We start from the raw sequence: 21,327 nt of genomic DNA, 5'->3' as shown, positions 1-21,327 counted from the left end.
GTTCATGGCTACGATGCGAGGTCACAGCCCTGGGGCGCGCTGCGCCGCGCGCCTGCACGGCAAGTCGTACGGTCTGGTCCTGGTCGTTCTGGTGGCCCTGATCGCGCTGGCGGCCGGCTGCGACGCCAACCGCCCCGCCGACGGCCGGCTGTTCGGCCCGCACGCGAACCCCGGCTCGCCGACCGCCGCGCCGCATGCCGTCGCCGTGGCCCGCGACGACCGCGACGCCGCCGTCCTCGACGTGGTCAGCGGCGCGACGACCGTGACGGTCCGCGCCGCCGACCTTGGCGACACGCTGGCGCGGGCGAGCACCCCGGACGACTCCGCGCTGGCCCCCTCCATCGTGGAGACGGACGCGGACCTGCAGGTCCATCTCGCCGACACCGGCCTGACCGGTCCGGAGGCCCTGGTCGTCGAGCTCAATAAGGACGTGGCGTGGCGGCTACGCTTCTCGGGCGGCGCCACCGAGGTGACGGTCGACGGCGCCATGGCGGCCCGCGTCGACGGCGTCGACCTGGCCTCGGGCGTGACCCGTGCGGAGCTGGGCCTGCCCGCCCCGCACGGCACCACCCAGGTCCGCGTGGCCGGTGGCGCGAGCGACGTGGCGGTGCACCTGCCGTCCGGCCCGCCGGCGAAGGTGAGCATCGGCGGCGGCGCGGCCACGGTGAAGGTCGACGGCGCGACGCACTCGGGCGTCTCGGCCGGCACGGTCTTCGCCCCTTCCGGCTGGGACGCGGCCGACGACCGCTTCGACATCGCCGCCACCTCGGGCGTCAGCACCCTCACGGTCGACCGCCTTAACGGAAAGTGACGCTAACGGAGGGTGCGCGGTGCGGCGAGCCGACCACCCCCCACCGCGATCCTTTGCTCTGCTTACTTCGAGTAAGCACCCCCTGTGTCCGCAAATATCGGGAGTAAAGGTGTCGGCGTCGCGAGAAGCATCGTTGCGTAGCGTTACTGATGCCTATAGGTAAGCAGAGCAAAGGGCGGGGGAAGGGGGGTCGGCTCGGCGCGGGATGTGGACGCTGCGTAGTCAAGCGAACCGCTACGGGCGGAGGCGGTAGGCTGCTCGGTCGAAAGGCAGTAAGAAACCGCTTTCCCCCCAACGCGAGGTGCGCATGGTTCCGTCGTACTCCGGGAGCGAGCCGATCCCGCTGCGCGTGGCCGGTGGCGGGCCCGTCGTGGCCGAGTACGTGACCGAGCCGGTGGTCGATCCGCAGCGCGGGCCGCGGCCGTTCCTGCACCCCGTGCGGACACTCAGCGGGGTCGTCGTGACCGACGTGGTGCCCGAGGATCACACGCACCATCTCGGGGTCAGCGTCGCCATGCAGGACGTCAACGGCGTCAACCTGTGGGGTGGCCGCACCTACGTGCGCGATCAGGGGTACCAGTGGCTCGACGATCACGCGCGCATCGTGCAGGAGACGCTCACCGCGGGCGGGCACAGCGTGGCGGGCAGCCTGCGGTGGCTCGACACCGTGGGCGCGACGCTGCTCGACGAGACGCGCGTCATGAACGCCGAACCGGTGAACGAGCGGGCCTGGCGGCTGGACTTCGCCTACGCGCTGCGCAATCCCGGGCCCGCGGACGTGTCGCTGGGCAGTCCGGGCACGAACGGGCGGCCCGGCAACGCCGGGTACGGGGGCTTCTTCTGGCGGCTGCCGTTCGGAGCGAACGCGCCCACCGTGTTCAGCCCCGACGCCGACACCGAACAGGACGTGAACGGCAGCGCCGCCGACTGGATCGCGGTCACCTCGGACAACAGCGGCAGCGCGTACTCGCTGATTTTCGAAGGGCTCGGCGAGGGTGACCGGTGGTTCGTGCGGGCGGCCGAATACCCGGGCGTGTGCGTGGCGCTCGCGTTCGAGGAGCGACGGCGCATCGCAGCAGGCGACGCACTGCGGCGCCGGCACCGGATCACCGTGGTGGACGGGGCGGTCACCCTTGACGAAGTGACCGCTCTGATCCGTTAGCGCCAGCCGACGTCGATGCGCTGGCCGCGCGCGTCGAAGAAGTGCAGCTGGTCGATGCGGATGGCGACGCTCATCGGGTCGCCGACGCGCAGGCTCGGGTACGGCGCGAGACGCACCGCCACCTCGGCGCGGGCCCGGTGGTGGCGACCCGACTGCTCCAGCACGCTGACCGGCTGGTTGCGGGCGCCCGTGCCGCCGCCACCGAACTGGGCCGACGAGCCGTGGTGGCCATTGCCGTCGAACTCCTCGTCGCGGTGGGAGTTGTTGCGGCCGCGGAACATCGCCGCGACCTTGCTCAGCCGCGAGCCCGTCCCGTTGGTCGGCACCGGGGCGGCGCCCGCGATGTCGTCGACCGGCACGGCGAACGCGCCGATGTCGAGGAAGGCCAGCGACTCGTGACCGTGGTGCTCCAGGTAGCGGACGCGACCGTGCAGGACGTCGCCCGGCGTGTCGGGCACGACCGGGGTGAGCGCCTCGGCGCGCACGCCGACGACGATGCGCTCGCCGTGGAAGTGGGCCACCTGGCGGGCCCGCATGTCGTGCCAGGGCAGGTAGAGCGCCTGGTCGCCGAGGTGCAGGGCGATGTAGCGGTCGAGGTGGACGTAGACGCTCGCCTCGAGCAGGTTCATCCGCGGGCTGCCGAGGAAGGCGGCCACGTAGAGGGTGCCGGGGCGGCTGTAGACCTGGGTGGGCGTGCCGACGTCCTGCAGGACGCCCTTACGCATGATGGCGACCCGGTCGGCCATCGTCAGCGCCTCGGCCTGGTCGTGCGTCACGTAGATGGTCGTGACGCCCAGCTCCCGGACCAGCGCGGAGATCTCCGCGCGCAGCTCGGCACGCAGGCCGCTGTCCAGGTTCGACAGCGGCTCGTCCATCAGGAACAGCGACGGCCGGCGCACTATCGCGCGGCCCATGGCCACCCGCTGGCGCTGACCGCCGGAGAGCTGACCGGGCTTGCGGGCGAGCACGTCGCCGATGCCGAGCGCGGACGCGATGTCGGCCACCCGTTCGCTGCGCGACTCGGGCTCGATCCCGGCGATACGCAGCGGGAACCCGATGTTGTCACGGACCGACATGTGCGGATAAAGACCGAAATCCTGGAAAACCATGGCGACCTTGCGCTCACGGGGCGCGAGGTCGTTCGCCACGTCACCGTCCAGCAGCACGGCGCCCGAGGTGGGGTCCTCCAGGCCAGCGACGATCCGGAGCACGGTCGACTTGCCGCAGCCCGAGGGGCCCAGCAGGACCATGAACTCGCCGTCCTGGACGTCAAGGCTCACGTTGTCGACGGCGAGGGTTCCGTCACCGAAAACCTTGCTTACGTCCCTTAGCGCGACGGTTGCCACCGTCTCCTCCCCGCACTGCTTTGACACGGTCTGAGGCAGTAACAATGGTCGCCGGTTTGACCGATCGCCATCGGGTGAACGTGCCATGTTCCAGTCGTGACACCCGTGTTACACGCCATCCTGTACAGGGTGCAGCCTCACCTGGGGAAATAGCAAAGGTCCCGGCTAGATCTCATGGTGACTATTACGTTGAGCAGCGCCTCAGTGACGCGACGCTTGCCGTGTCCATCAATAAACTTCCATCCTTGTCCCGCAAGAATGTCCCGGCGGGCGGGATCACGGAGCAAATGCCGCAGTTCACCCACAGCTTTCGCGCGCGCGGCACCCTCGGCGCGCAGCTCGTCGAGGCGGCCCAGGCCCGCCGCGAGGCCGTGGGCGAGCACCCGGTCGTACCCGAGCCGTTGGTTGTCCACCACCCACAGCACCGCCGCGGGCGCGCCCAGGCAGAGCAGCTCCCACAGCGACGTGCCGGCCGCGCTGACCACCACGTCGGCGGCGCGCACGAGCGCCGGCAGGTCGTCCGTCGGCGCGATCACCTCGAACGCCTGACCCGTCGCGGGCGTCAGGGCGGCCAGCGCCTCCCGCGACTCCGGCCGGCCGGCCACGATCGTCGCGGCCAGCGGTACCCCGGTGCCGATCAGCAGCGGGGCCACCACGGGCGCCGCGTCGAACGCGTCCGTCCCGCCGAAGAAACACAGCACCCGGGGCGGCCCGTCCGGGCGCGCCCGGGGGGCCGACGCAGGCCGGGCCCGGCGCACGCTGTCGCGCAGCAGGGCATACCGGACGCCGGCCAGCCGCGTGGCGCCCTCGGGCAGGTCCAGCGGATACAGCTCGGCGTCCAGGTTCTGGTCCAGGTAGAGGTCCGCCTCCTGGCCGCGGTGGTCACCGTCCACCACAGCGAGTACGGGCACGTCCGCGCGACGCAGCGCGGCCCCGCACGCCGCGTCGAGCACGTACGAGTCGAGGACGACCGCGTCGAGTCCGAGGTCGCGCGCCGCCGCCACCAGGCCGTCCGGCGTCGTGGGCCCGTCGACGACCGGCAGCCGGCGCGCGTCGAGCTGCCGGCGCGCCCAGTCCACGCCGCCCAGGTCGGACAGGAACACGGCCTCGATGCCCTCGGCCAGCAGCTGCTCGGCCAGTGCCACGCACCGCACGAGATGGCCCACGCCGGCCCGCTGCCCGGCGTCACACCGGAACCCGACCCGCAGGGGTCTCACGGTCACGCTTCCTCCAGGGCCTTCTGGGCGACCTCGGCGTTGAGCGCGCACACCTCGGGACGCGCGTCGAGCCACTCGGCGAGCTTGGGCAGATTGACCGTACCGTCGCCCACGTGGGCCACGACGGCCCGGACGAGGTGCCAGTCCGCCTCGGTGTCCAGCGTCAACCGCAGGTGGGAACGGTCCGGCGGGATGGTCAGCCCGAGCACGCGGAACATCTCCGGGTGGGTGTAGGCGAAGGACGTCACGTGCACCCGATGGTGCCCCGTGGCGAGAGCGTCCAGGGCCCGCAGCGCCGGGCCACTGATGATCTCGACATCCAGGCCGCGCGGCAGGGTGCGCCCGATCGACGTCGACAGGTAGTCCAGTCCGGGTACGGCGCGGAAGACCCGGGCGGCCGTCGCGATGATGTCCGGGTCCTGCAACGGGTTGTCAGCGGTGAACCGCATGACGGCCCCGGCCGGGTACGCGTCGAGCGCCCCGAGGAACCGGCTCAACACGTCGTCCGTGGGCCCACGGTGGCAGGCCACCGTCAACCGGGCGCACTCGGCGACGACCGCGTCGTCCTCCGGCTCCTCCGTCGTGGCGACGACGAGTTCGTCGAGGGCGCCGCTCTCCCGGGCGGCGGCCACCGCGCGGCCCAGCACGGTCCGCGAGCCCAGCGGCAGGAGGACCTTGCCCGGCAGCCGGCTCGCGCCCATGCGCGCCTGGATGATGCCCACGAGGCCGGTCATCGCGACGCGCCGACGTCGAGGAAGGCCGGCGACCCGTGGCCGTAGAAGTGGTTGGCGCGGTGCATCAGCGCAGGATCCCCGCCAGGGTCTCGACGACCCAGTCCTGTTCGGCGTCCGTGAGGTCCGGGTAGAGCGGCAGCGACAGCTCCTCGGCGTAGAACGCCTCCGCGACCGGGCACATGCCGCGCCGGTACCCGAGGTCGGCGAACGCGGGGTGCCAGTACGCGGGGATGAAGTTGACCTGCACCCCGATGCCGGCCGCGCGCAGGCGCTCGTACACCTCGCGGCGGCGGCCGTCGCGCACGCGCACCGGGTAGAGGTGCCACATCGGGTCGGCGTGGTCGCGGCGCGCCGGCAGGCCGAGCCCGGCCACGCCCGCGAGCAGTTCGTCGTACCGCGCGACCAGGTGGGCGCGGCGGGCCTTGAACGCGGCGAGGCGCCGCAGCTGGCTGCGGCCCAGCGCGGCGAGGACGTCCGGCAACCGGTAGTTCAGCCCGAACGCGTGCACCTCCTGGTGCCAGCCGCCCTCGTGGGGGTCGCGCAGCAGCGCGGGCTCGCGTACGAGCCCGTGGGTGCGGAAGCGGCGGGCCGCCGTGAGGACGCCGGCGTCGCGGACGGCGACCGCCCCGCCCTCGCCGGTCGTCAGGTTCTTCGTCGGGAAGAAGGAGAAGGTGGTGACGTCGGCGAGGCTGCCGACCGGGCGGTCGCGGTAGCGCGATCCGATCGAGTGCGCGGCGTCGGCCACCAGGGACACGCCCGCGCTTTCGGCGATCTTCGTCAGGTCGTCGTACTCGGCGGGATGGCCGGCGTAGTCCACCGCGGCGATGACCTTCGTCCGCCCGGTGAGCGCGGACGCGGCCGCCTCCGGGTCCAGGTTGGCCGTCTGCGGGTCGACGTCGGCGAAGGTGACCGTGGCGCCCAGGGCGACGGCCGCCGACGCGGTCGCGACGAAGGTGACCGGGGACGTCACGACCTGGTCGCCGCGGCCGACGCCGAGCGCGGCGTAGGCGGTGTGCAGGGCGGCCGTTCCGTTGCTGACGGCCACGCACGGGGTGCCGCCGGTCCACGCCGCGAGGTCGTCCTCGAAGCCGGCGACCTCCGGGCCGGTGGTCAGCCAGTCCGAGCGCAGCACCCGGGTGACGGCCTCGATGTCGCTCTCGTCGATCGACTGGCGTCCGTAGGGCAGCATCACAGGGCGCCCGCCGCCATGAGGTCGCGCAGCTCGTCGACCGCCAGCCACCGGTCGTTGAGGTCCGACCGGTAGGTGAACCCGTCGGGCACGTCCTGGCCGCCGGCCGGCCGCTCGTATCCCCAGGTGGCGATCGTGGGCGTCACCACGTACCGGTCGGGGAAGCGGATCGTGCGGCGGGCGTCGTCCGGCGCGATCATCTCCTCGTGCAGCTTCTCGCCGGGGCGGATGCCGATCTCGTGCGTGGCGCTGGCCGGCGCGACAGCCTCGACCAGGTCCATGATGCGCATGCTCGGGATCCGGGGCACGTACAGCTCGCCGCCCTGCATCTGGTCGAACGAGTCGACGACGAAGCGGACCGCCTGGTCCAGGGTGATCCAGAAGCGGGTCATCCGCTTGTCGGTGATTGGCAGGCTGGCGCCTTCGGCGTTGAGCTTGCGGAACAGCGGGACGACCGAGCCGCGCGAGCCCATCACGTTGCCGTAGCGGACGACTGCGAACCGGGTGGGGTGGCCGGCCGCGTAGTGGTTCGCGGAGACGAACAGCTTGTCCGCGACGAGCTTGGTCGCCCCGTACAGGTTGATGGGGCTGGACGCCTTGTCGGTGGAGAGCGCGACGACCCGGCGCACCCCGCACTCGATGGCGGCGTCGACGACGTTCTGCGAGCCGGCGACGTTCGTCTGCACGTACTCGAAGGGGTTGTACTCGGCGGTGTCGACCTGCTTGAGCGCGGCGGCGTGCACGACGTAGTCGACGCCGTGCATGGCGCGCCTGAGCCGGGGCAGGTCGCGCACGTCGCCGATGAACCAGCGCAGCCGCGGGTCGTCGGAGAACAGCTGGCGGGCCTCGTACTGCTTGAGCTCGTCGCGCGAGATGACGACGATGCGCTGCGGGTCGAGGTTGTCGAGCGCGTACCGGATGAAGGCCTTGCCGAACGAACCCGTCCCGCCGGTGACCAGGATTGATGATCCATTCAGGACGCTCACGAGGCTGTTCTCCAGGGGTGTTTCGGGCGGCATCGGACGCCGCGCCGGGTACGGATTCGCAGCGTTATCGCGGTCCGGCAACCGGCGGCGGCGGTTAGGCGAACGGCGGCTGAACTCCGGGAGACCTCTCCGTGGCCACGCCCTTTTCGCGCGTATTGCCGGGTTGACGGCCACTACGCTCACCGCCGGATCACCCGCACACGAAAGGCACAACCGTGGTGGATATCGAGCGGCTGCGCACCGTCTTCCGCACCTGCCTGGAGCTGCCCGCCGACTACCCCGTCGACAACCTGGCCTACCGCGAGATCGAGACGTGGGACTCGCTGGCCCACATGTCGCTGATCGCCGGCATCGAGGACGAGTTCGACGTCCTGCTCGACACCGACGACGTCATCGACCTCAGCTCGTTCGCCAAGGCCCGCGAGATCCTGGAGCGGCAGGATGTCGCTTTCACCCACTGATCGCGTCGCCCTCGTCACCGGAGCCACCCGGGGCATCGGGTACGCCGTGGCCGGGCGGCTGGCCGCGGACGGCTACGCGGTCGCCGTGCACGGTACGGACGCCGGGCGGGCCGCGGAGGTGGCCGGCAGGCTGGCCGCCGCGCACGGGGTGCCGGCCGTCGGCGTGGCCGGCGACGTGGCCGACCCGGCGGCCGTTGCCGCGTTCACCCGCGACGTGTTCACCGCGTTCCGGCGCCTGGACGCGCTCGTCGTCAACGCCGGTACGCACGCCGCCGGTCCGCTCGGCATGCTAGCGCCCGACGACGTGACCCGGCTGTTCGCCGTGAACGCGGCCGGCGCCGCGCACACCCTGCAGCACGCCGGCCGGCTGCTGCGCCGGGGCAGCGCCGCCGCGGCCGTACTGGTCGCCTCCGTCGTCGGCGAGCGCGGCGCGGCCAACCAGGCCGTGTACGCCGCGAGCAAGGCGGCCGTGGCCGGGCTGGCCCGCTCGGCCGCGAAGGAATGGGGCCCGGCCGGGATCCGGGTGAACGCCGTCGCGCCCGGGTTCATCGACACGGACCTGCTGGGCACGCTGGACGCCGCCGGGCGGGACGGGGTCGTCGCCGCCACCCCGCTGCGTCGCCTGGGTTCGGCCGCCGACGTCGCCGGGGCGGTCGCCTTCCTGCTCGGCCCGGACGCAGCCTTCATCACCGGCCAGGTCCTGGGCGTGGACGGCGGGGTGACCCCGTGAGCCAGCTCGTGCATCCCGAGGCGCGGCTCGTCGATGCGGCGACCGGCGGGTTCCTCGTCGGGCCGTCCCTGCGCGCCGCCGTGGACACGGCCGCCGGCGCGTACGCCGGCGCGCCGCCCGGCCTCGTCCTGACGCTGCTGCCGAACCGGCTCGACGCGGTGGTCGGCTACCTGGGCGCGCTGGCCGCCGACCGGCCGGTCGCCCTGCTCGACCCGGCCGCCCCGCACGTGCCCGACCTGGTGCACCGCTTCGCGCCGGCCATCGTCACCGGGGTGAGCACGAGCGCGCCGCCGGGCTACCGCGCCGCGCGGCTCGGGCCGCTCGGCCCCGTGTGGGTACGCGCGGACGCCCGCGTCGACGGCCCGCCGCCCCCGCCTCCGCACCCGGACCTGGCTCTGCTGCTGGCCACCTCCGGCTCGACCGGCAACCCGCGCCTGGTGCGCCTGTCGCGGACGGCCGTGCTGGCCAACGCGCACGCGATCGCGGCCGCGCTGGGCATCCGGGGCGGCGACGTGGCGGCCACGAGCCTGCCGCTGCACTACACGTACGGGCTGTCCGTGCTGCACTCCCACCTCGTCAACGGCGCGACCGTGGTGGTCACGGACGCGACCGTGATGCAGCGCGAGTTCTGGCGCGACGCGGCCCGCTTCGGCGTCACGTCGCTGGCCGCCGTGCCGTACCAGTACGAGATGCTGCGCCGGCTGCACTTCAACCCGGAGGACCACCCGCGCCTGCGCACCCTCACGCAGGCCGGCGGCCGACTGCGGAACGAGCTGGTCGCGGACTTCCACGGGCGCATGGCGGCGGTCGGCGGCCGCCTGTTCGTCATGTACGGGCAGACGGAGGCGACCGCGCGGATGACCGTGCTGCCCAGCGGGGCGCTGCCGGACAAGCTCGGCTCGGTGGGGTTGGCGGTCCCGGGCGGGTCGGTGTCCATCGCCGGCGACGGTGAGATCCTCTTCCACGGGCCGAACGTCATGATGGGGTACGCCGACACCGCCCGTGACCTGGCCCGCGGCGACGACCTGGGCGGTTGGCTCGCGACGGGCGACCTGGGCCACCTCGACGGCGACGGCTTCCTCTACGTCGACGGCCGCAAGCGCCGCATCGCCAAGATCTTCGGAGTGCGGGTGAACCTCGACGACGTCGAACGCATGCTGACCGGGCACGGCGCGCTCGCCGCGGTCGGCGGGGACGACCGGGTACGGCTGTGGATCGAGGGAGCGGACGAACCGGCCCGCGACGCGCTGCGCGCGGAGGCCGCCCGCCGCCTCGGCACCCACTCGTCCGGCATCGAGGTACGCGCGGTCGACCGCCTGCCCCTGCTCGCCAACGGCAAGGTCGACTACCGGGCCCTGGATGGTGTCGCGTGAGCGTGTTCACCCTCAGCCAGGCCGACAAGGAGCGCCGTCTCCTACCCGAGCTGCGCCAACTCACCGAGCGGCATCGCGCGCGCTGCACCCCTTACGCCCGGATTCTCGCGGCGACCGGCCACGACGGCGGGCGAGCCTACGACGGCCTGGCGGACCTGCCGTGGCTGCCGGTACGCCTGTTCAAGAAGCACGAGCTGCGCAGCGTACCCGCCGACGAGGTCGTCAAGGTGCTCACGTCGAGCGGCACGACCGGCGACGTCAGCCGCGTCCATCTCGACCGGGAGGCTGCCGCCGCGCAGACGCGGATGCTGGCCAGGACACTGCAGACGGTCCTCGGCCCCAAGCGCCTGCCGATGCTCGTCGTGGACAGTCGGGGCGTCGTGGCCGACCGCCGCTCCTACAGTGCCCGGGGCGCCGGCATGCTCGGCATGGTCAACTTCGGTCGGGACCACGTGTTCGCGCTCGACGAGCACGGCGCGCTGGACGTCGCGGCCGTCAAGGGGTTCCTGGGCCGGTTCGGCGGGCAGCCGTTCCTCATCTTCGGCTTCACCTTCATGGTGTGGCTGTATCTCTACGAGACCGGCGGGCTGGACCTGTCCAACGGCATCCTGATCCACAGTGGGGGCTGGAAGAAGCTCGCCGACCGGGCCGTGGGCAACGCGGAGTTCCGGCGTCGGCTCGCCACCGACACGGGCCTGACGCGGGTGCACAACTTCTACGGCATGGTGGAGCAGATCGGCACGGTGTTCCTGGAGGGCCCGGACGGTGGGGCGCTCTACTGCCCCGACTTCGCCGATGTGATCGTCCGCGACCCGCAGACCTGGGCGGAACTGCCGCCCGGCTCTCCCGGCCTGCTGCAGGTAGTGAGCACCCTGCCGACCTCCTACCCCGGGCACCTGCTGCTCACGGAGGACCTCGGCGTCGTGCACGGGGTCGACGACGGCGAGTGGCCCGGCAAGCGGTTCTCGGTGCTGGGGCGCCTGCCCCGGGCGGAGGCGCGCGGGTGCAGCGACACGTTCACGGCGGCGGAGGTGGCGGCGTGAAGCTCACCGCCCGCTTCCCCGCCGGCCCGGACGTCGCCGTCGAGGACGTGCTCGCCTCGGTCCTTGCCCCGCCGCTGGACGGGCCGCTGCGCGTCGGCGACCCACGCGTGGTGGACTTCCTGACGAGCTTCGCCCGCCGCCTGCTCGCGCCGGCGGTCGCCCGCCGCTATCCGGAGCTGGCGTCACTGGGCTTCTTCCTGCGCCGCGGCGAACTGACCCGCGCCCTGGCGGGCGTCGCCTCCACCGGCGACGTCCTGGTCTTCCCCCGTGGCCTGGTCTTTCACGTGCCGCCGGCCAATGTGGACACCATCTTTGTGTACTCGTGGGCGCTGTCGGCGCTCGCGGGCAACCCGAACGTCGTCCGGGTCTCGGCCCGCGCGGCGGGCGCGGCGTCGGCCGTGCTCGACGCGCTCAACGACGCCCTGGCCGACGCGCATCCGGCGGTGGCGCAGACGCAGCGCATGGTGACCTACGGCCGCGACGACGAGATCACCGCGGCGCTCTCGGCCGCGTGCGACCTGCGGGTCATCTGGGGTGGAGACGCCTCCGTACGGGCGGTCCGCCGCGCCCCGCTGGCCCCCTGGTCCCGGGATGTGACCTTCCCCGACCGCTCGTCGTTCGCGGCGGTGTCGGTGCCCGGCTGGGCGGCGCTCTCCCCGCACGCGCGCCGCACGGGAGTGGCCGGCTTCGCCAACGACTCCTACTGGTTCGACCAGGCGGCATGCGCCTCCCCGCGCACCCTGTTCCTGATCGGCGGCAGCCTCACGGAGGCGGCCGAGGTGCGCGCGGATTTCGTGTCGCTCCTGGTCGAGGAGGTGGCTTCCCGCGGCTGGCCGGTGGACCCGGCTATGGCGGTCGAAAAGCGGGTGGCCACCTATGGCTTGGCGGCGGCCGGACTGGCCACCCGACTGGAGTTTTCAACGAACGCCGTCGCGATGGCGACCCTGGACCCCGCGGCCGCGCTGCCCCGCACATGGCTCGGCGCGGGCACGTTCCCGGTCGCGACGCTGGACTCGCTGGCGTCCCTGGCGCCGCTGCTGGGCCGCCGCGACCAGACCCTCTCCCACCTGGGCTTCCTACCGGAGGACCTGCACGAATTCGCACGCTCTCTAGGCGGCCGGGCCATCGACCGGATCGTCCCCTTCGGCCGCGCCCTCACCTTCGGCGCGGTCTGGGACGGCTACGACCTGCTCCACGAGTTCACCCGCCGCACCACCCTCACCCAGTAACGGAAAGTAATCGATTCCGCTGTAACCGAGGGTAGCGGACGGCCACCCGACCGCCAGACCCTCCCCCCGCGCTTTGCTCTGCTTACTCATACGCATCACATGGATTCACCAGGTGACATCACTAAAGGCATCTGACCGATTACACAGCGATGCTCACCTACCGTAAGCGTTGCGTATAGGTAAGCAGAGCAAAGGGGGCGGGTGGGGGTCTGGTCGCCCCAGCTGGCCATTACGCAACGGAGTCAGGCCGTCCAGCCGTATCAACAGCCCAACCGACCGGGAGCCGGCGACATCGACCGGCGGCTGCGATAGTTTGAGACCACACGCGCGTCGATAGTCGCACCACTTCGTCCCAGGTCAGGCACCTCGGAGAGGACACCAGTGCCCACACCTACCGAACTCTCGGTCGTCATTCCCATGTACAACGAGGAGGAGGCGCTGCCGGCCCTGGCGGAGCGGCTGCGCCCAGTGCTCGACGACCTGGGCGTGTCGTACGAGGTGGTGGCGGTCGACGACGGAAGCCACGACGAGACGCCGCAGCACCTGATCGCCATGCGGCGCGTGTGGCCGCAGTTGCGCGTCATCCGGCTGCGCCGCAACGCCGGCCACCAGGCCGCACTCACCGCCGGCCTGCACCGCTCCCTCGGCACGTACGTCGTCAGCATCGACGCCGACCTGCAGGACCCGCCCGAGAAGATCGCCGACATGTTGCGGCTGGCCAAGGACGACAATCTGGACATCGTCTACGGCGTGCGGTCCGACCGGACCACGGACTCGTTCTTCAAGCGCACCACGGCCGGCCTCTACTACGCGATCATGCAGAAGCTCGTGGGCTCCTGGATGCCCCGCCACGCCGGAGACTTCCGGCTGCTGCGCCGGCCGGTGGTGGACGCCCTCAAAGCACTGCCGGAACGGCAACCCGTCTACCGGATGCTCGTGCCGTCGCTCGGCTTCGCCAGCGGCGAGGTCGCCTACGTGCGCGAGGAGCGGGTCGCCGGCAAGACCAAGTATCCCATCGGCAAGATGGTGCGCCTCGCCATCGACAGCATCACCAACTTCTCGGCCGCCCCCCTCCGCCTGGCCACCTATCTGGGCGTCTTCGCCTTCCTCGTCTGCCTGGTGCTGCTCGGGTTCGGCGCGGTGGTCTGGCTCGCCGGCGCGACCGTGCCGGGCTGGATGTCGCTGTTCCTGGCCGTGCTCCTCCTCGGCGGCGTGCAACTCGTCTGCCTGGGCCTGCTCGGCGAGTACGTGGGCCGCATCTACGCCACCGTCCAGCACCGCCCGACGTACTTCGTGGGCTACGACTCGGCCGCGCCCGCGCCCACGGCGGACACCCTCGACGACGTGGAGCTCGACACCCGGTGACCGCTCTCGCCGACGTCCCGGAGATCCTCAGCAATGTTCCCGGCACGTACCCCTACGGGGTCTGGCGGCGGCGCCACCCGAGGCTGCTCGCGCGGATCCGCGACGCGCACCTGTACCCGCCGCACCTCCGCGACGCCCTCGACGCCTTGTGCGAGGAGACCGTCCAGGGGGTGATCACGGCGTTGCCGCGCACCGCGCACGACCACGGGACGTGGGACGCGTGGTGCCGCGAGCACCTCGGCAAGCCGTGGCCCGACGCCCCGTTCCTGTGGGCCGAGGGGTACTTCTACCGCCGCCTGCTCGAGGCGGTCGACTATTTCCGCCCCGGCCCGTGGTTCGGCCACGACCCGTTCGGGTTCCTCAAGACCGAAGATCTTCAGGGGTACGCGCCGGAGCCGCTCGACGACGACCTCCCCGAGCCGGAACGTGCCCAGCAGCTCCTGCTGGGGTCGCTGTGGGGCAACCTCAACGACCTCGGCTTCAAGGTCGGCGGCGAGCACGCCGGGGCGGACGCGGTCGGGCTGGTGGCCGATGAGAGCGCCGCCGTGTGGGGCGTGCTGCGCCGCGACGCCGGCCTGGCGCTCGTGGTGGTCGCCGACAACGCCGGCCAGGAGATCATCGCCGACCTGATCCTGATCGACTTCCTGCTCGCCACCGGCCGGGCCGGCACCGTGGCGCTGCACGTCAAGCCCCAACCGACGTTCGTCTCCGACGCGACCACGTCGGACGTGCACACCGCCCTGCGCCTGCTCCCCGCGCCGGTCGCGGACCGGCTGCGGGCGGCCGCGGGCGCCGGCCGGCTGACACTGGACACGCATGCGTTCTACTGCGCGCCGTACCCGTACGACCGGGCCCCCGCGGACCTGCTGGCCACGTTCGCCGCCGCGGACCTGACGATCCTCAAGGGCGACCTGAACTACCGCCGCCTCGTCGGCGACCGTCACTGGCCCGCGACGACGCCGATCGTCACCGCGGCCGGCTACTTCCCCGGCCGGTTCGTCACCCTGCGCACCCTGAAGTCCGACGCCCTCGTCGGCGTCGCGCCCGACACCCTCGCGGCCCTGGACGCGACCGGCGAACCATGGCGCACGACCGCCACCCACGCCCTCGTCCAGACCAACCTCACGCCGGGGTGAACTCGCGCGGCTCGACCATGACCATCCAGTTGCCGGAGTTGTCGCGGGCCACCGCTTCCACCCCGTACGGGCGCTCCTCGGGCTTCTGGAGGAACTCGACACCCTTGGCCGACAGTTCGTCGTAGGTCCGGTGGCAGTCGTCGACGTTCACGCCGATGCCGAACATGCCGCCCTCGTCCTGCGCCCGGGTGATCGCGGCGACCATCTCCGGCGAGATCGGCGGACCGGGAATGGTCAGGTGGATCTGCAGTTCCGGCTGGGTCGGGTGCTTGACCGTGCACCAGCGGTAGTCACCGAGCTGGACGTCGGTGTGCTCCGCGAAGCCGAGAACATCGATGTAGAAGGCCTTGGCCGCGTCAACATCCTTGACGAACACGCTGACGATCGAAACGTTAGTGATCATATGGGCAGCCTAGGCGCAGCCGGCCGGCGGCGACTTCTCCTCGCTTGCGACAGGGCCACGCCGTTCGGCCAGTCCCCACATGAACACGAAGCACCCCGGGATCCGCGGCGCCCCGGTAGCCGCCCAGCGCCGCTGGAACTCGCTCGGCGACTCCCCGACGATCTCCCGGAACCGGCTGCTGAACGACCCGAGGCTGGAGAACCCGACCGCGTGGCACACCTCGGTGACCGTGAGGTTGGTGGCGCGCAGCAGGTCCTGTGCGCGCTCCACGCGCCGCGCCGACACGTACGCCGCGGGCGACAGCCCGTAGGTGGTGGTGAACAACCGCTGGAAGTGGTACTTGCTGATGCCCGCGACCCCGGCGAGAGTGCTCAGGTCGACGGGGTCGGCGTAGTGACGGTCGGCGTAGTCGCGCGCCCGGCGCAGGTGCACCAGCAGATCGTCGGCGGCCCGCCGCGGCGCAGCGCTCACCCGCCCCACTCTAGGAACACCGGCTGACAGTCCTACGAGCGGTACGCGGTGAAGGTGGCGGTGTAGGCGCCGCGTTTGGCGTTGCCCATGGCGACGCCCGTCAGGTCGATCGTGCCCGTGAGGGTGTCGCCGTCGGCGCGGAAGCGGACCGCGCCGCCGTCGGGCTGGTTGGCCTCGGCCATGGGGACGCTGGTGGCGTAGAAGCTGTTCAGGCTCTCCCGCACGGACGGCGGCGGGTTGAGCGGGACGAGGACGTGCTCGGCGCCGGACCGTCGCCACGTGATGACCGGGCTGACGCGGCCGGCGCCGAAGCAGGCGCCGTGGGAGCCGAACCAGATGGCGCCCGGCTTCGGGTCACCGGCCGGCAGGCCGACCTTGAGGCACCACTTGTACGGCAGCTCCTGGCCCGGCGCGCTCACCACCAGCTCGCCGCGCGCCTCGAACGGGGCGCCGTCGACATTGGTGCCCCGCACCGTGGCCGTGTACGTGCCGGTCCGCAGTTCGCCACCGGGTTCGGCGCGCGACCACGTCCACGCGCCGAGTCCGGCGGCGACGAGGACGACGGCGCCGCCGATCACCAGCCAGGCACGACGCGACATGATCGCAGCGTGTCACGGCCGCCCGCAATCCGCGAGAGGGTCGCGCGCCACGCTAGATGAGTTCCCAGGTCAACGGGGTGCCGCGCGGCACGTCGGTCCGGAAGATCCGACCCTCGACCGTGGCGAAGGTGTCCGGCGCGAGCCCCCCGGCGGGCCGGATCGAGCGCACGTTGTCGGGGCTGACCGCCTCGCCGGCGCGCACGTCGCGCACGACGAACAGCGATCGGCGGAACCGTAGCCCCTCCCGCTCGGCCTCGGTGGGGCCGATGCGTACGCCGCCGAGCGCGGCCCACGCGCGCTCCGACTCGACGACGAGGGCACCCAGCTCGGTGGGGTTGAGCGAGAACGACGAGTCGACGCCGCCGTCCGCCCGGTCCAGGGTCACGTGCTTCTCGATGACCCGGGCGCCCAGGGCGACCGAGGCGAGGGCCGCGCCCAGGCCGGGCGTGTGGTCGGACAGGCCCACGACGACGTCGAACAGGTCCGCGAGGACCGGGATGCGGCGCAGGTTGCTGTCGGCGGCCGGCGCCGGGTAGGAGGCCGTGCACGCGAGTACCACCAGGTCGACGCAGCCGGCCTCCCGGGCGGCGCAGACGGCCGCGGCGATCTCGGCGACCGTGCCCATGCCGGTGGAGATGATGAGCGGCTTGCCCGTACCCGCGGCGAGCCGGATGAGCGGCAGGTCGACCAGCTCCGAGGAAGCGATCTTGTAGATGGGGGCGTCCAGGGACTCCAGCAGGTCGATCGCGGTCGGGTCGAACGGCGAGCTGAACGGCACCAGCCCGTGCGACCGGGCCCGTTCGAAGATCGGCCCGTGCCACTCCCACGGGGTGTGCGCCCGCTCGTAGAGCTGCCACAGCCGCTCGCCGCCCCACAGGTCGTGACCGTCGGAGATGCGGAACCGCGGGCCGTCGGCGTCGATCGTGATCGTGTCGGGGCGGTACGTCTGTAGCTTGATCGCCTGGGCGCCCGACGCGGCGATCGCGTCCACGATCGCGAGCGCCCGGTCCAGCGAACCGTTGTGGTTGCCCGACATCTCCGCGATCACGAACGGCCGCTCGCCGGGGCCCACCGGATACCCACCCAGTTTCACTGCTCTCATGACCTGCCCTTCCGCATCCACACGACCTCTTCGGGCATGCCGTCCACGTCCACGGCACAGGTGCTCGTGACCTCGAACCCGAAGCGCCGGTGCAGCGCGATGACCGGGGTGTTCCAGGCCAGCGTCTCGCCGCCGAGCGCGCCCACGCCCAGCTCGTCGAACGCGAAGTCGACGGCCGCCCGCTCCAGCTCCAGCCAGGCGGGCAGCAGGTCGCCGGCGGCCTCCAGGGACGCGACGTCGAGGTAGAAGCCCCACACCGCCACGTCGGCGTCGAGGTCGGCGAACGTCACCACGCCGGCCGGCGTACCCCTGCGCTCGTAGATCATGAGACGGCGGGTGGGATCGGCGCGGACAGCGGCCCACCACGCGGCGTGCTCGGCGGGGCCGATCTCGTGCCAGGTCAGGCTCGCGCGGCGCACCTGCGGGTGATTGCGCCAGTCGAGCACGGCGTCGCGGTCGGCGTCGGTAGCCGGCCGCAGTACGCGATCAGGCGACACGACCGACCGCCACCGTCAGCAGAGGTGCGGACACCATGAGGACTCCCAACGGGGGTGAACATGACCGCAGCCATGCACTCACGCTGGGTTTACCGCGCCCCCATCACCGGGTGGCGGGCGGGTGAATCACGTGCGAACGAGCCCGTTGTACGCGTCGAGCGCGTCCATGATCGGGCCGTCGACCTCCATGTGGCCGGCGTTGATGTAGAGGCCGCGCTTGCAGAACCGCTTGAGGTCGCCCTCACTGTGCGACACGAGGAACAGGGTGCGCCCCTCGGAGAGCATCTTCTCGATGGTCTTGTAGCACTTGTTGCGGAACTCCTTGTCGCCGACGGCGAGCACCTCGTCGACCAGCAGGATGGGGTGCGGCAGCTGGGCGATCACGGCGAAGCCGAGGCGCACCCGCATGCCGGAGGAGTAGTGCCGCACGGGCGTGTCGATCGCGGCGGCCACCTGGTCGCCGGCGAACTCGATGATCTTCGGCAGCTTCTCCTTGAGCTCCTCGCGGCTCATGCCGTGCAGCGCGCCGACCAGCTGCACGTTCTCCCGGCCGGTCAGGTCGTTGGAGAAGCCCGCGGACAGCTCCAGCAACGGGGCGACCCGCCCGTACGTGTGGACGCGGCCCTCGTCCGGGATGAGCACCCCGGCGACGATCTTGAGCAGAGTGCTCTTGCCGGTGCCGTTGCGGCCGATGACGCCGACCGCCTCGCCGGCGTGGATCGTGAAGGAGAGGTTGCGCAGCGCCCAGAACTCGTCGACCTTCAGCCGGCGCTTGCCGCCCTGGACGAAGAAGTCGCGCAGCTTCGTGTTGCGCCGGCGGCTGCGAACGAACTTCACCCCGACGTTGTCCGCGATGATGATCGGGTGGCCCACGCGGCTCACAGCTCCTTCAGCACGGCCGGTTCGACCCGGCGGAAGAAGAACCATCCCACAAGGAAGATGATGACGCACTCGGTCAACGTCGTGGCCAGCAGCGTGGCGTTCGGGAACTCCTGTGGCAGGAACGCGGAGTGGTGCAACTGGGTGATGCCGACCAGTGGGTTGGCCTGGTAGATCGCCATCACCCAGCCGGGCATGCCGGCCTTCTCGACCATCGCCAGGGGATAGATGATCGGCGCGGAGTAGAACAGGATCCGGTTGAGCAGCCGGATGAACCGTTCGACGTCGCGCAGGAGCACGTTCGCGGAGGACAGCAGCAGGGCGATGCCGATGAGGAAGACGCCCTGCACCGCGATGGCGAACGGCAGGATCAGGATGTGCCAGGTGAAGTGGTAGTCACCCAGGATGGCGTAGATGCCGGCGACCAGGAACACGACCGGCAGCGCCGCGAGGTACTCGAAGAACTTGCCGAAGACCCGGCCGATCGGGAAGACCTGGCGCGGCACCTTGATCGTGGTGATCAGGCGGGACTGGGCGGTCAGCGCCGTGGTGGCCTCGCCCAGCACCGCGGACGTCCATTGCCACGCGAACAGGCCGGAGGCCAGGAACACCAGGTACGGCGCGCCGTCCAGGGCCCCCCTGGTGTTGTAGAGGTAGCCGAAGACGAACCAGTAGGTGGCCGCGACCGCGAGCGGTTCGAGCAGCGACCAGAGGTAGCCCAGCACGGACTGCTGGTATTTGACTGTCAGGTCACGCCGGACGAGCAGCCCGAGCACCGACCGACTCTGCCAAACGGCGACGATGTTGGAGGTCAACGTGGCCTCCGCACGTGCCAGATGTTCTTCACCGCGGGGACTCCCTGACAGCTGCGCGACCACGGGGGGTGGCCCTCAGACGGCGCCGGCGGCGACCGGCGCCCCACCGTAGCAGGGCCAAATCGGTGCCCGCCAACGGCCGGTCGGTGGATCCGCAGCCGGCCGGGAGGTGACGTTAAGCAATGCTGTCATATCCTGAAGTTACGCTGCGTATAGCGTGCGGCACAGTTCCGCTACCGCGCCGGTCGCGGCACAATGGCATGACCGGCCCTCCCACCAGGCCTTTCTGCCTGGACTTCACCCGCCGTCCCCCGCACGTTAGGGTCGTACGGCGCGACGCGGCGCAGCACGGGAAAGGATCATGGTTTTGTACAGTCTCGCCCTGCTGAACGGCGGTATCGGCACGCGTGTCGCGGCCGGCCGTCCCAAGCAGTTCATCCACGTCAACGGGATCCCCATCCTGGTGTACTCGTTGATCGCCGCGGACGCCGTGGCGGAGATCACGCAGATCGTGCTCAACTTTCCCGACGGCTGGCGTGACGACGTCGAGAAGATCGCGACCGACTACGCGATCAAGACGCCGATCACGTACGTGGCCGCCGGCAAGTCGCGCCACGATTCCGTGGCCGCGATGCTCCCCCACTGCCGCAACGAGCACGTCATCCTGCACGAGTCGGCGCGCCCGCTGATCACCGCGGACGACTTCCGCGCCCTGATCGCGCACCCCCACGACGACGTCAGCTTCATGCTGGAGATCCCGTTCACGGTCGCCCCGGTCGACCCGGAGACCCACCAGGTCACCGGTTCGCTGGAGCGCTCGCGGCTGCGCAACGTGCAGCTGCCTCAGAAGTTCCGCGCCTCGACGCTCGCCAAGGCTCATGAGTACGCCGACCGCGAGGGTGTCACCTTCACCGAGGACGCCACCCTCTGCGCGGTGGCCGGGTTCGACGTCCGGTTCCTCGACGGAGCGGACCGCAACTTCAAGGTCACCACGCCGACCGATGTGCGCCTGGCCGGCTACCTGCTCAGCACCGAGGTGAGCGATGTCTAAGTCCGTCATGATCACCGGCGCCTCGCGCGGCATCGGCATGCGTACGGCCGAGAAGTTCCTGCGCTCCGACAACGGCGTCACCGACCTGGTCCTCGTCGCCCGCGAGTCCAAGGACTTCGCCAACACGGTCGAGAGCCTGCGCGCCGACAACCCGTACGACAAGAAGATCCACTCCTTCGACGTCGACCTCGCCGACCGCGCCCTGGCCGTCGGCCTCGTCAAGGACGTCATGCACCACGTCGGCCAGGTCGACATTCTGATCAACAACGCGGGCTACACCGCCCCGACGGCGATCCAGCAGATCCAGTTCAGCGACTTCGAGACGACGATCGCCGTCAACCTGTACGCGCCGTTCACGATCGTGCAGGAGCTGCTGCGCAGCGGCAACACGTTCCAGACGGTCATCAATGTCGCGTCGACGGCCGGCATCAACGGTCGCTCCGGCTGGCTGACCTACTCGGCGTCCAAGGCCGCGCTCATCGCGATGAGCGAGGTCATGCGGGAGGAGCTGGCGATCTTCGGTACGCGGGTCGTGTGCATCTCTCCCGGCCGCTGCGCCACCGATCTGCGCAAGACCCTCGCCCCGGACGAGGACCCCACCACGATCATGCAGCCTGAGCACGTCGCCGACGTCATGCACATGCTCGCCTCTGACGTGGGTCGCTACATCGACAGCCAAAACATCGTCGTTCGGCTTTAGCGCTGCCCTGCAAAACCATTCCATCTCT

Annotated in this window: 23 protein-coding genes; 11 read left to right on the top strand and 12 right to left on the bottom strand. The window is 71.3% G+C overall.

The window, feature by feature from the left end; genetic code table 11:
• Positions 1-4: 4 nt before the first annotated feature.
• Together ABD191_RS17845 and ABD191_RS17840 are read left to right on the top strand one after the other, a co-directional pair.
• The gene (locus tag ABD191_RS17845; RefSeq protein WP_344083034.1) at positions 5-811 is read left to right on the top strand and encodes a hypothetical protein; all 807 of its coding nucleotides are present in this window, start codon (positions 5-7) and stop codon (positions 809-811) included.
• Positions 812-1,118: 307 nt separating this feature from the next.
• On the top strand, positions 1,119-1,973 hold the full coding sequence (locus ABD191_RS17840; RefSeq protein WP_344083032.1) for a DUF6807 domain-containing protein: 855 nt from the start codon (positions 1,119-1,121) through the stop codon (positions 1,971-1,973).
• On the opposite strand, the gene ABD191_RS17835 is transcribed toward ABD191_RS17840, so the two are convergent.
• The 5 genes from ABD191_RS17835 to pseB form a co-directional block, all read right to left on the bottom strand.
• Positions 1,970-3,319: an ABC transporter ATP-binding protein gene (locus tag ABD191_RS17835; RefSeq protein ID WP_344083030.1), complete on the bottom strand. Its 1,350-nt coding sequence runs from the start codon at positions 3,317-3,319 to the stop codon at positions 1,970-1,972. The two genes, ABD191_RS17840 and ABD191_RS17835, sit on opposite strands and share 4 nt — an antisense overlap.
• Before the next feature lie 137 nt (positions 3,320-3,456).
• On the bottom strand, positions 3,457-4,536 hold the full coding sequence (locus ABD191_RS17830) for a PseG/SpsG family protein (protein ID WP_344083198.1): 1,080 nt from the start codon (positions 4,534-4,536) through the stop codon (positions 3,457-3,459).
• Positions 4,537-4,538: 2 nt separating this feature from the next.
• Entirely contained in the window at positions 4,539-5,270 is a 732-nt protein-coding gene (locus tag ABD191_RS17825; RefSeq protein ID WP_344083028.1) for a cytidylyltransferase domain-containing protein, read from the bottom strand.
• Between the two features lie 64 nt (positions 5,271-5,334).
• On the bottom strand, positions 5,335-6,459 hold the full coding sequence (locus ABD191_RS17820; RefSeq protein ID WP_344083026.1) for a DegT/DnrJ/EryC1/StrS family aminotransferase: 1,125 nt from the start codon (positions 6,457-6,459) through the stop codon (positions 5,335-5,337).
• The gene (gene pseB / locus ABD191_RS17815) at positions 6,459-7,445 is read right to left on the bottom strand and encodes a UDP-N-acetylglucosamine 4,6-dehydratase (inverting) (RefSeq protein WP_344083024.1); all 987 of its coding nucleotides are present in this window, start codon (positions 7,443-7,445) and stop codon (positions 6,459-6,461) included. The genes ABD191_RS17820 and pseB overlap by 1 nt, the downstream gene beginning before the upstream one ends.
• Positions 7,446-7,663: 218 nt before the next feature.
• On the opposite strand from pseB, the gene ABD191_RS17810 reads away from it, so the two are divergent.
• The 7 genes from ABD191_RS17810 (at position 7,664) to ABD191_RS17780 (ending at position 14,782) form a co-directional block, all read left to right on the top strand.
• Positions 7,664-7,906, top strand: a complete 243-nt coding sequence (locus ABD191_RS17810) for an acyl carrier protein (protein WP_344083196.1) — start codon at positions 7,664-7,666, stop codon at positions 7,904-7,906.
• Positions 7,887-8,636, top strand: coding sequence for an SDR family NAD(P)-dependent oxidoreductase (locus ABD191_RS17805; protein ID WP_344083022.1), 750 nt, complete (start codon positions 7,887-7,889; stop codon positions 8,634-8,636). Before ABD191_RS17810 ends, ABD191_RS17805 begins: the two co-directional genes overlap by 20 nt.
• A complete protein-coding gene (locus ABD191_RS17800) occupies positions 8,633-10,009 on the top strand; it encodes an AMP-binding protein (protein ID WP_344083020.1) in 1,377 nt (458 codons plus the stop codon). The genes ABD191_RS17805 and ABD191_RS17800 overlap by 4 nt, the downstream gene beginning before the upstream one ends.
• Positions 10,006-11,052: a LuxE/PaaK family acyltransferase gene (locus ABD191_RS17795; protein ID WP_344083018.1), complete on the top strand. Its 1,047-nt coding sequence runs from the start codon at positions 10,006-10,008 to the stop codon at positions 11,050-11,052. The genes ABD191_RS17800 and ABD191_RS17795 overlap by 4 nt, the downstream gene beginning before the upstream one ends.
• Positions 11,049-12,281, top strand: coding sequence for an acyl-CoA reductase (locus ABD191_RS17790; protein ID WP_344083016.1), 1,233 nt, complete (start codon positions 11,049-11,051; stop codon positions 12,279-12,281). The genes ABD191_RS17795 and ABD191_RS17790 overlap by 4 nt, the downstream gene beginning before the upstream one ends.
• 381 nt (positions 12,282-12,662) lie before the next feature.
• Positions 12,663-13,646 carry a glycosyltransferase family 2 protein gene (locus tag ABD191_RS17785; RefSeq protein ID WP_344083014.1) on the top strand — a complete coding sequence of 328 codons (984 nt, stop codon included), beginning with the start codon at positions 12,663-12,665 and terminating at the stop codon, positions 13,644-13,646.
• Positions 13,643-14,782: a damage-control phosphatase ARMT1 family protein gene (locus ABD191_RS17780; protein ID WP_344083012.1), complete on the top strand. Its 1,140-nt coding sequence runs from the start codon at positions 13,643-13,645 to the stop codon at positions 14,780-14,782. The genes ABD191_RS17785 and ABD191_RS17780 overlap by 4 nt, the downstream gene beginning before the upstream one ends.
• On the opposite strand, the gene ABD191_RS17775 is transcribed toward ABD191_RS17780, so the two are convergent.
• The 7 genes from ABD191_RS17775 to ABD191_RS17745 all read right to left on the bottom strand — a co-directional run bounded on the left by ABD191_RS17775 (position 14,769) and on the right by ABD191_RS17745 (position 19,548).
• Positions 14,769-15,185, bottom strand: a complete 417-nt coding sequence (locus ABD191_RS17775; protein WP_344083010.1) for a VOC family protein — start codon at positions 15,183-15,185, stop codon at positions 14,769-14,771. The two genes, ABD191_RS17780 and ABD191_RS17775, sit on opposite strands and share 14 nt — an antisense overlap.
• 9 nt (positions 15,186-15,194) lie before the next feature.
• Positions 15,195-15,656 (bottom strand): helix-turn-helix domain-containing protein, encoded by a 462-nt coding sequence (locus tag ABD191_RS17770; protein ID WP_344083008.1) that lies wholly within the window; start codon positions 15,654-15,656, stop codon positions 15,195-15,197.
• Between the two features lie 32 nt (positions 15,657-15,688).
• Complete coding sequence (locus tag ABD191_RS17765) at positions 15,689-16,255, bottom strand: hypothetical protein (protein WP_344083006.1); 567 nt, start codon at positions 16,253-16,255, stop codon at positions 15,689-15,691.
• Between the two features lie 52 nt (positions 16,256-16,307).
• The gene (gene pseI, locus ABD191_RS17760; RefSeq protein WP_344083004.1) at positions 16,308-17,357 is read right to left on the bottom strand and encodes a pseudaminic acid synthase; all 1,050 of its coding nucleotides are present in this window, start codon (positions 17,355-17,357) and stop codon (positions 16,308-16,310) included.
• The gene (locus ABD191_RS17755; protein WP_344083002.1) at positions 17,354-17,854 is read right to left on the bottom strand and encodes a GNAT family N-acetyltransferase; all 501 of its coding nucleotides are present in this window, start codon (positions 17,852-17,854) and stop codon (positions 17,354-17,356) included. Before ABD191_RS17755 ends, pseI begins: the two co-directional genes overlap by 4 nt.
• Before the next feature lie 126 nt (positions 17,855-17,980).
• Positions 17,981-18,727 (bottom strand): ABC transporter ATP-binding protein, encoded by a 747-nt coding sequence (locus tag ABD191_RS17750; RefSeq protein WP_344083000.1) that lies wholly within the window; start codon positions 18,725-18,727, stop codon positions 17,981-17,983.
• A gap of 5 nt (positions 18,728-18,732) precedes the next feature.
• Positions 18,733-19,548, bottom strand: coding sequence for an ABC transporter permease (locus ABD191_RS17745; RefSeq protein ID WP_344082998.1), 816 nt, complete (start codon positions 19,546-19,548; stop codon positions 18,733-18,735).
• Between the two features lie 361 nt (positions 19,549-19,909).
• On the opposite strand from ABD191_RS17745, the gene ABD191_RS17740 reads away from it, so the two are divergent.
• The gene (locus ABD191_RS17740; RefSeq protein WP_344082996.1) at positions 19,910-20,599 is read left to right on the top strand and encodes an IspD/TarI family cytidylyltransferase; all 690 of its coding nucleotides are present in this window, start codon (positions 19,910-19,912) and stop codon (positions 20,597-20,599) included.
• On the top strand, positions 20,592-21,299 hold the full coding sequence (locus tag ABD191_RS17735; protein ID WP_344082994.1) for an SDR family NAD(P)-dependent oxidoreductase: 708 nt from the start codon (positions 20,592-20,594) through the stop codon (positions 21,297-21,299). Before ABD191_RS17740 ends, ABD191_RS17735 begins: the two co-directional genes overlap by 8 nt.
• The last annotated feature ends 28 nt before the right edge of the window (positions 21,300-21,327 follow it).

It is taken from the genome of Luedemannella helvata (assembly GCF_039528415.1).
In the GTDB taxonomy this organism is placed as follows: Bacteria; Actinomycetota; Actinomycetes; order Mycobacteriales; family Micromonosporaceae; genus Luedemannella; species Luedemannella helvata.
Note: the sequence above shows the minus strand (reverse complement) of the source record. Positions and strands in the feature narration are given on the sequence as shown.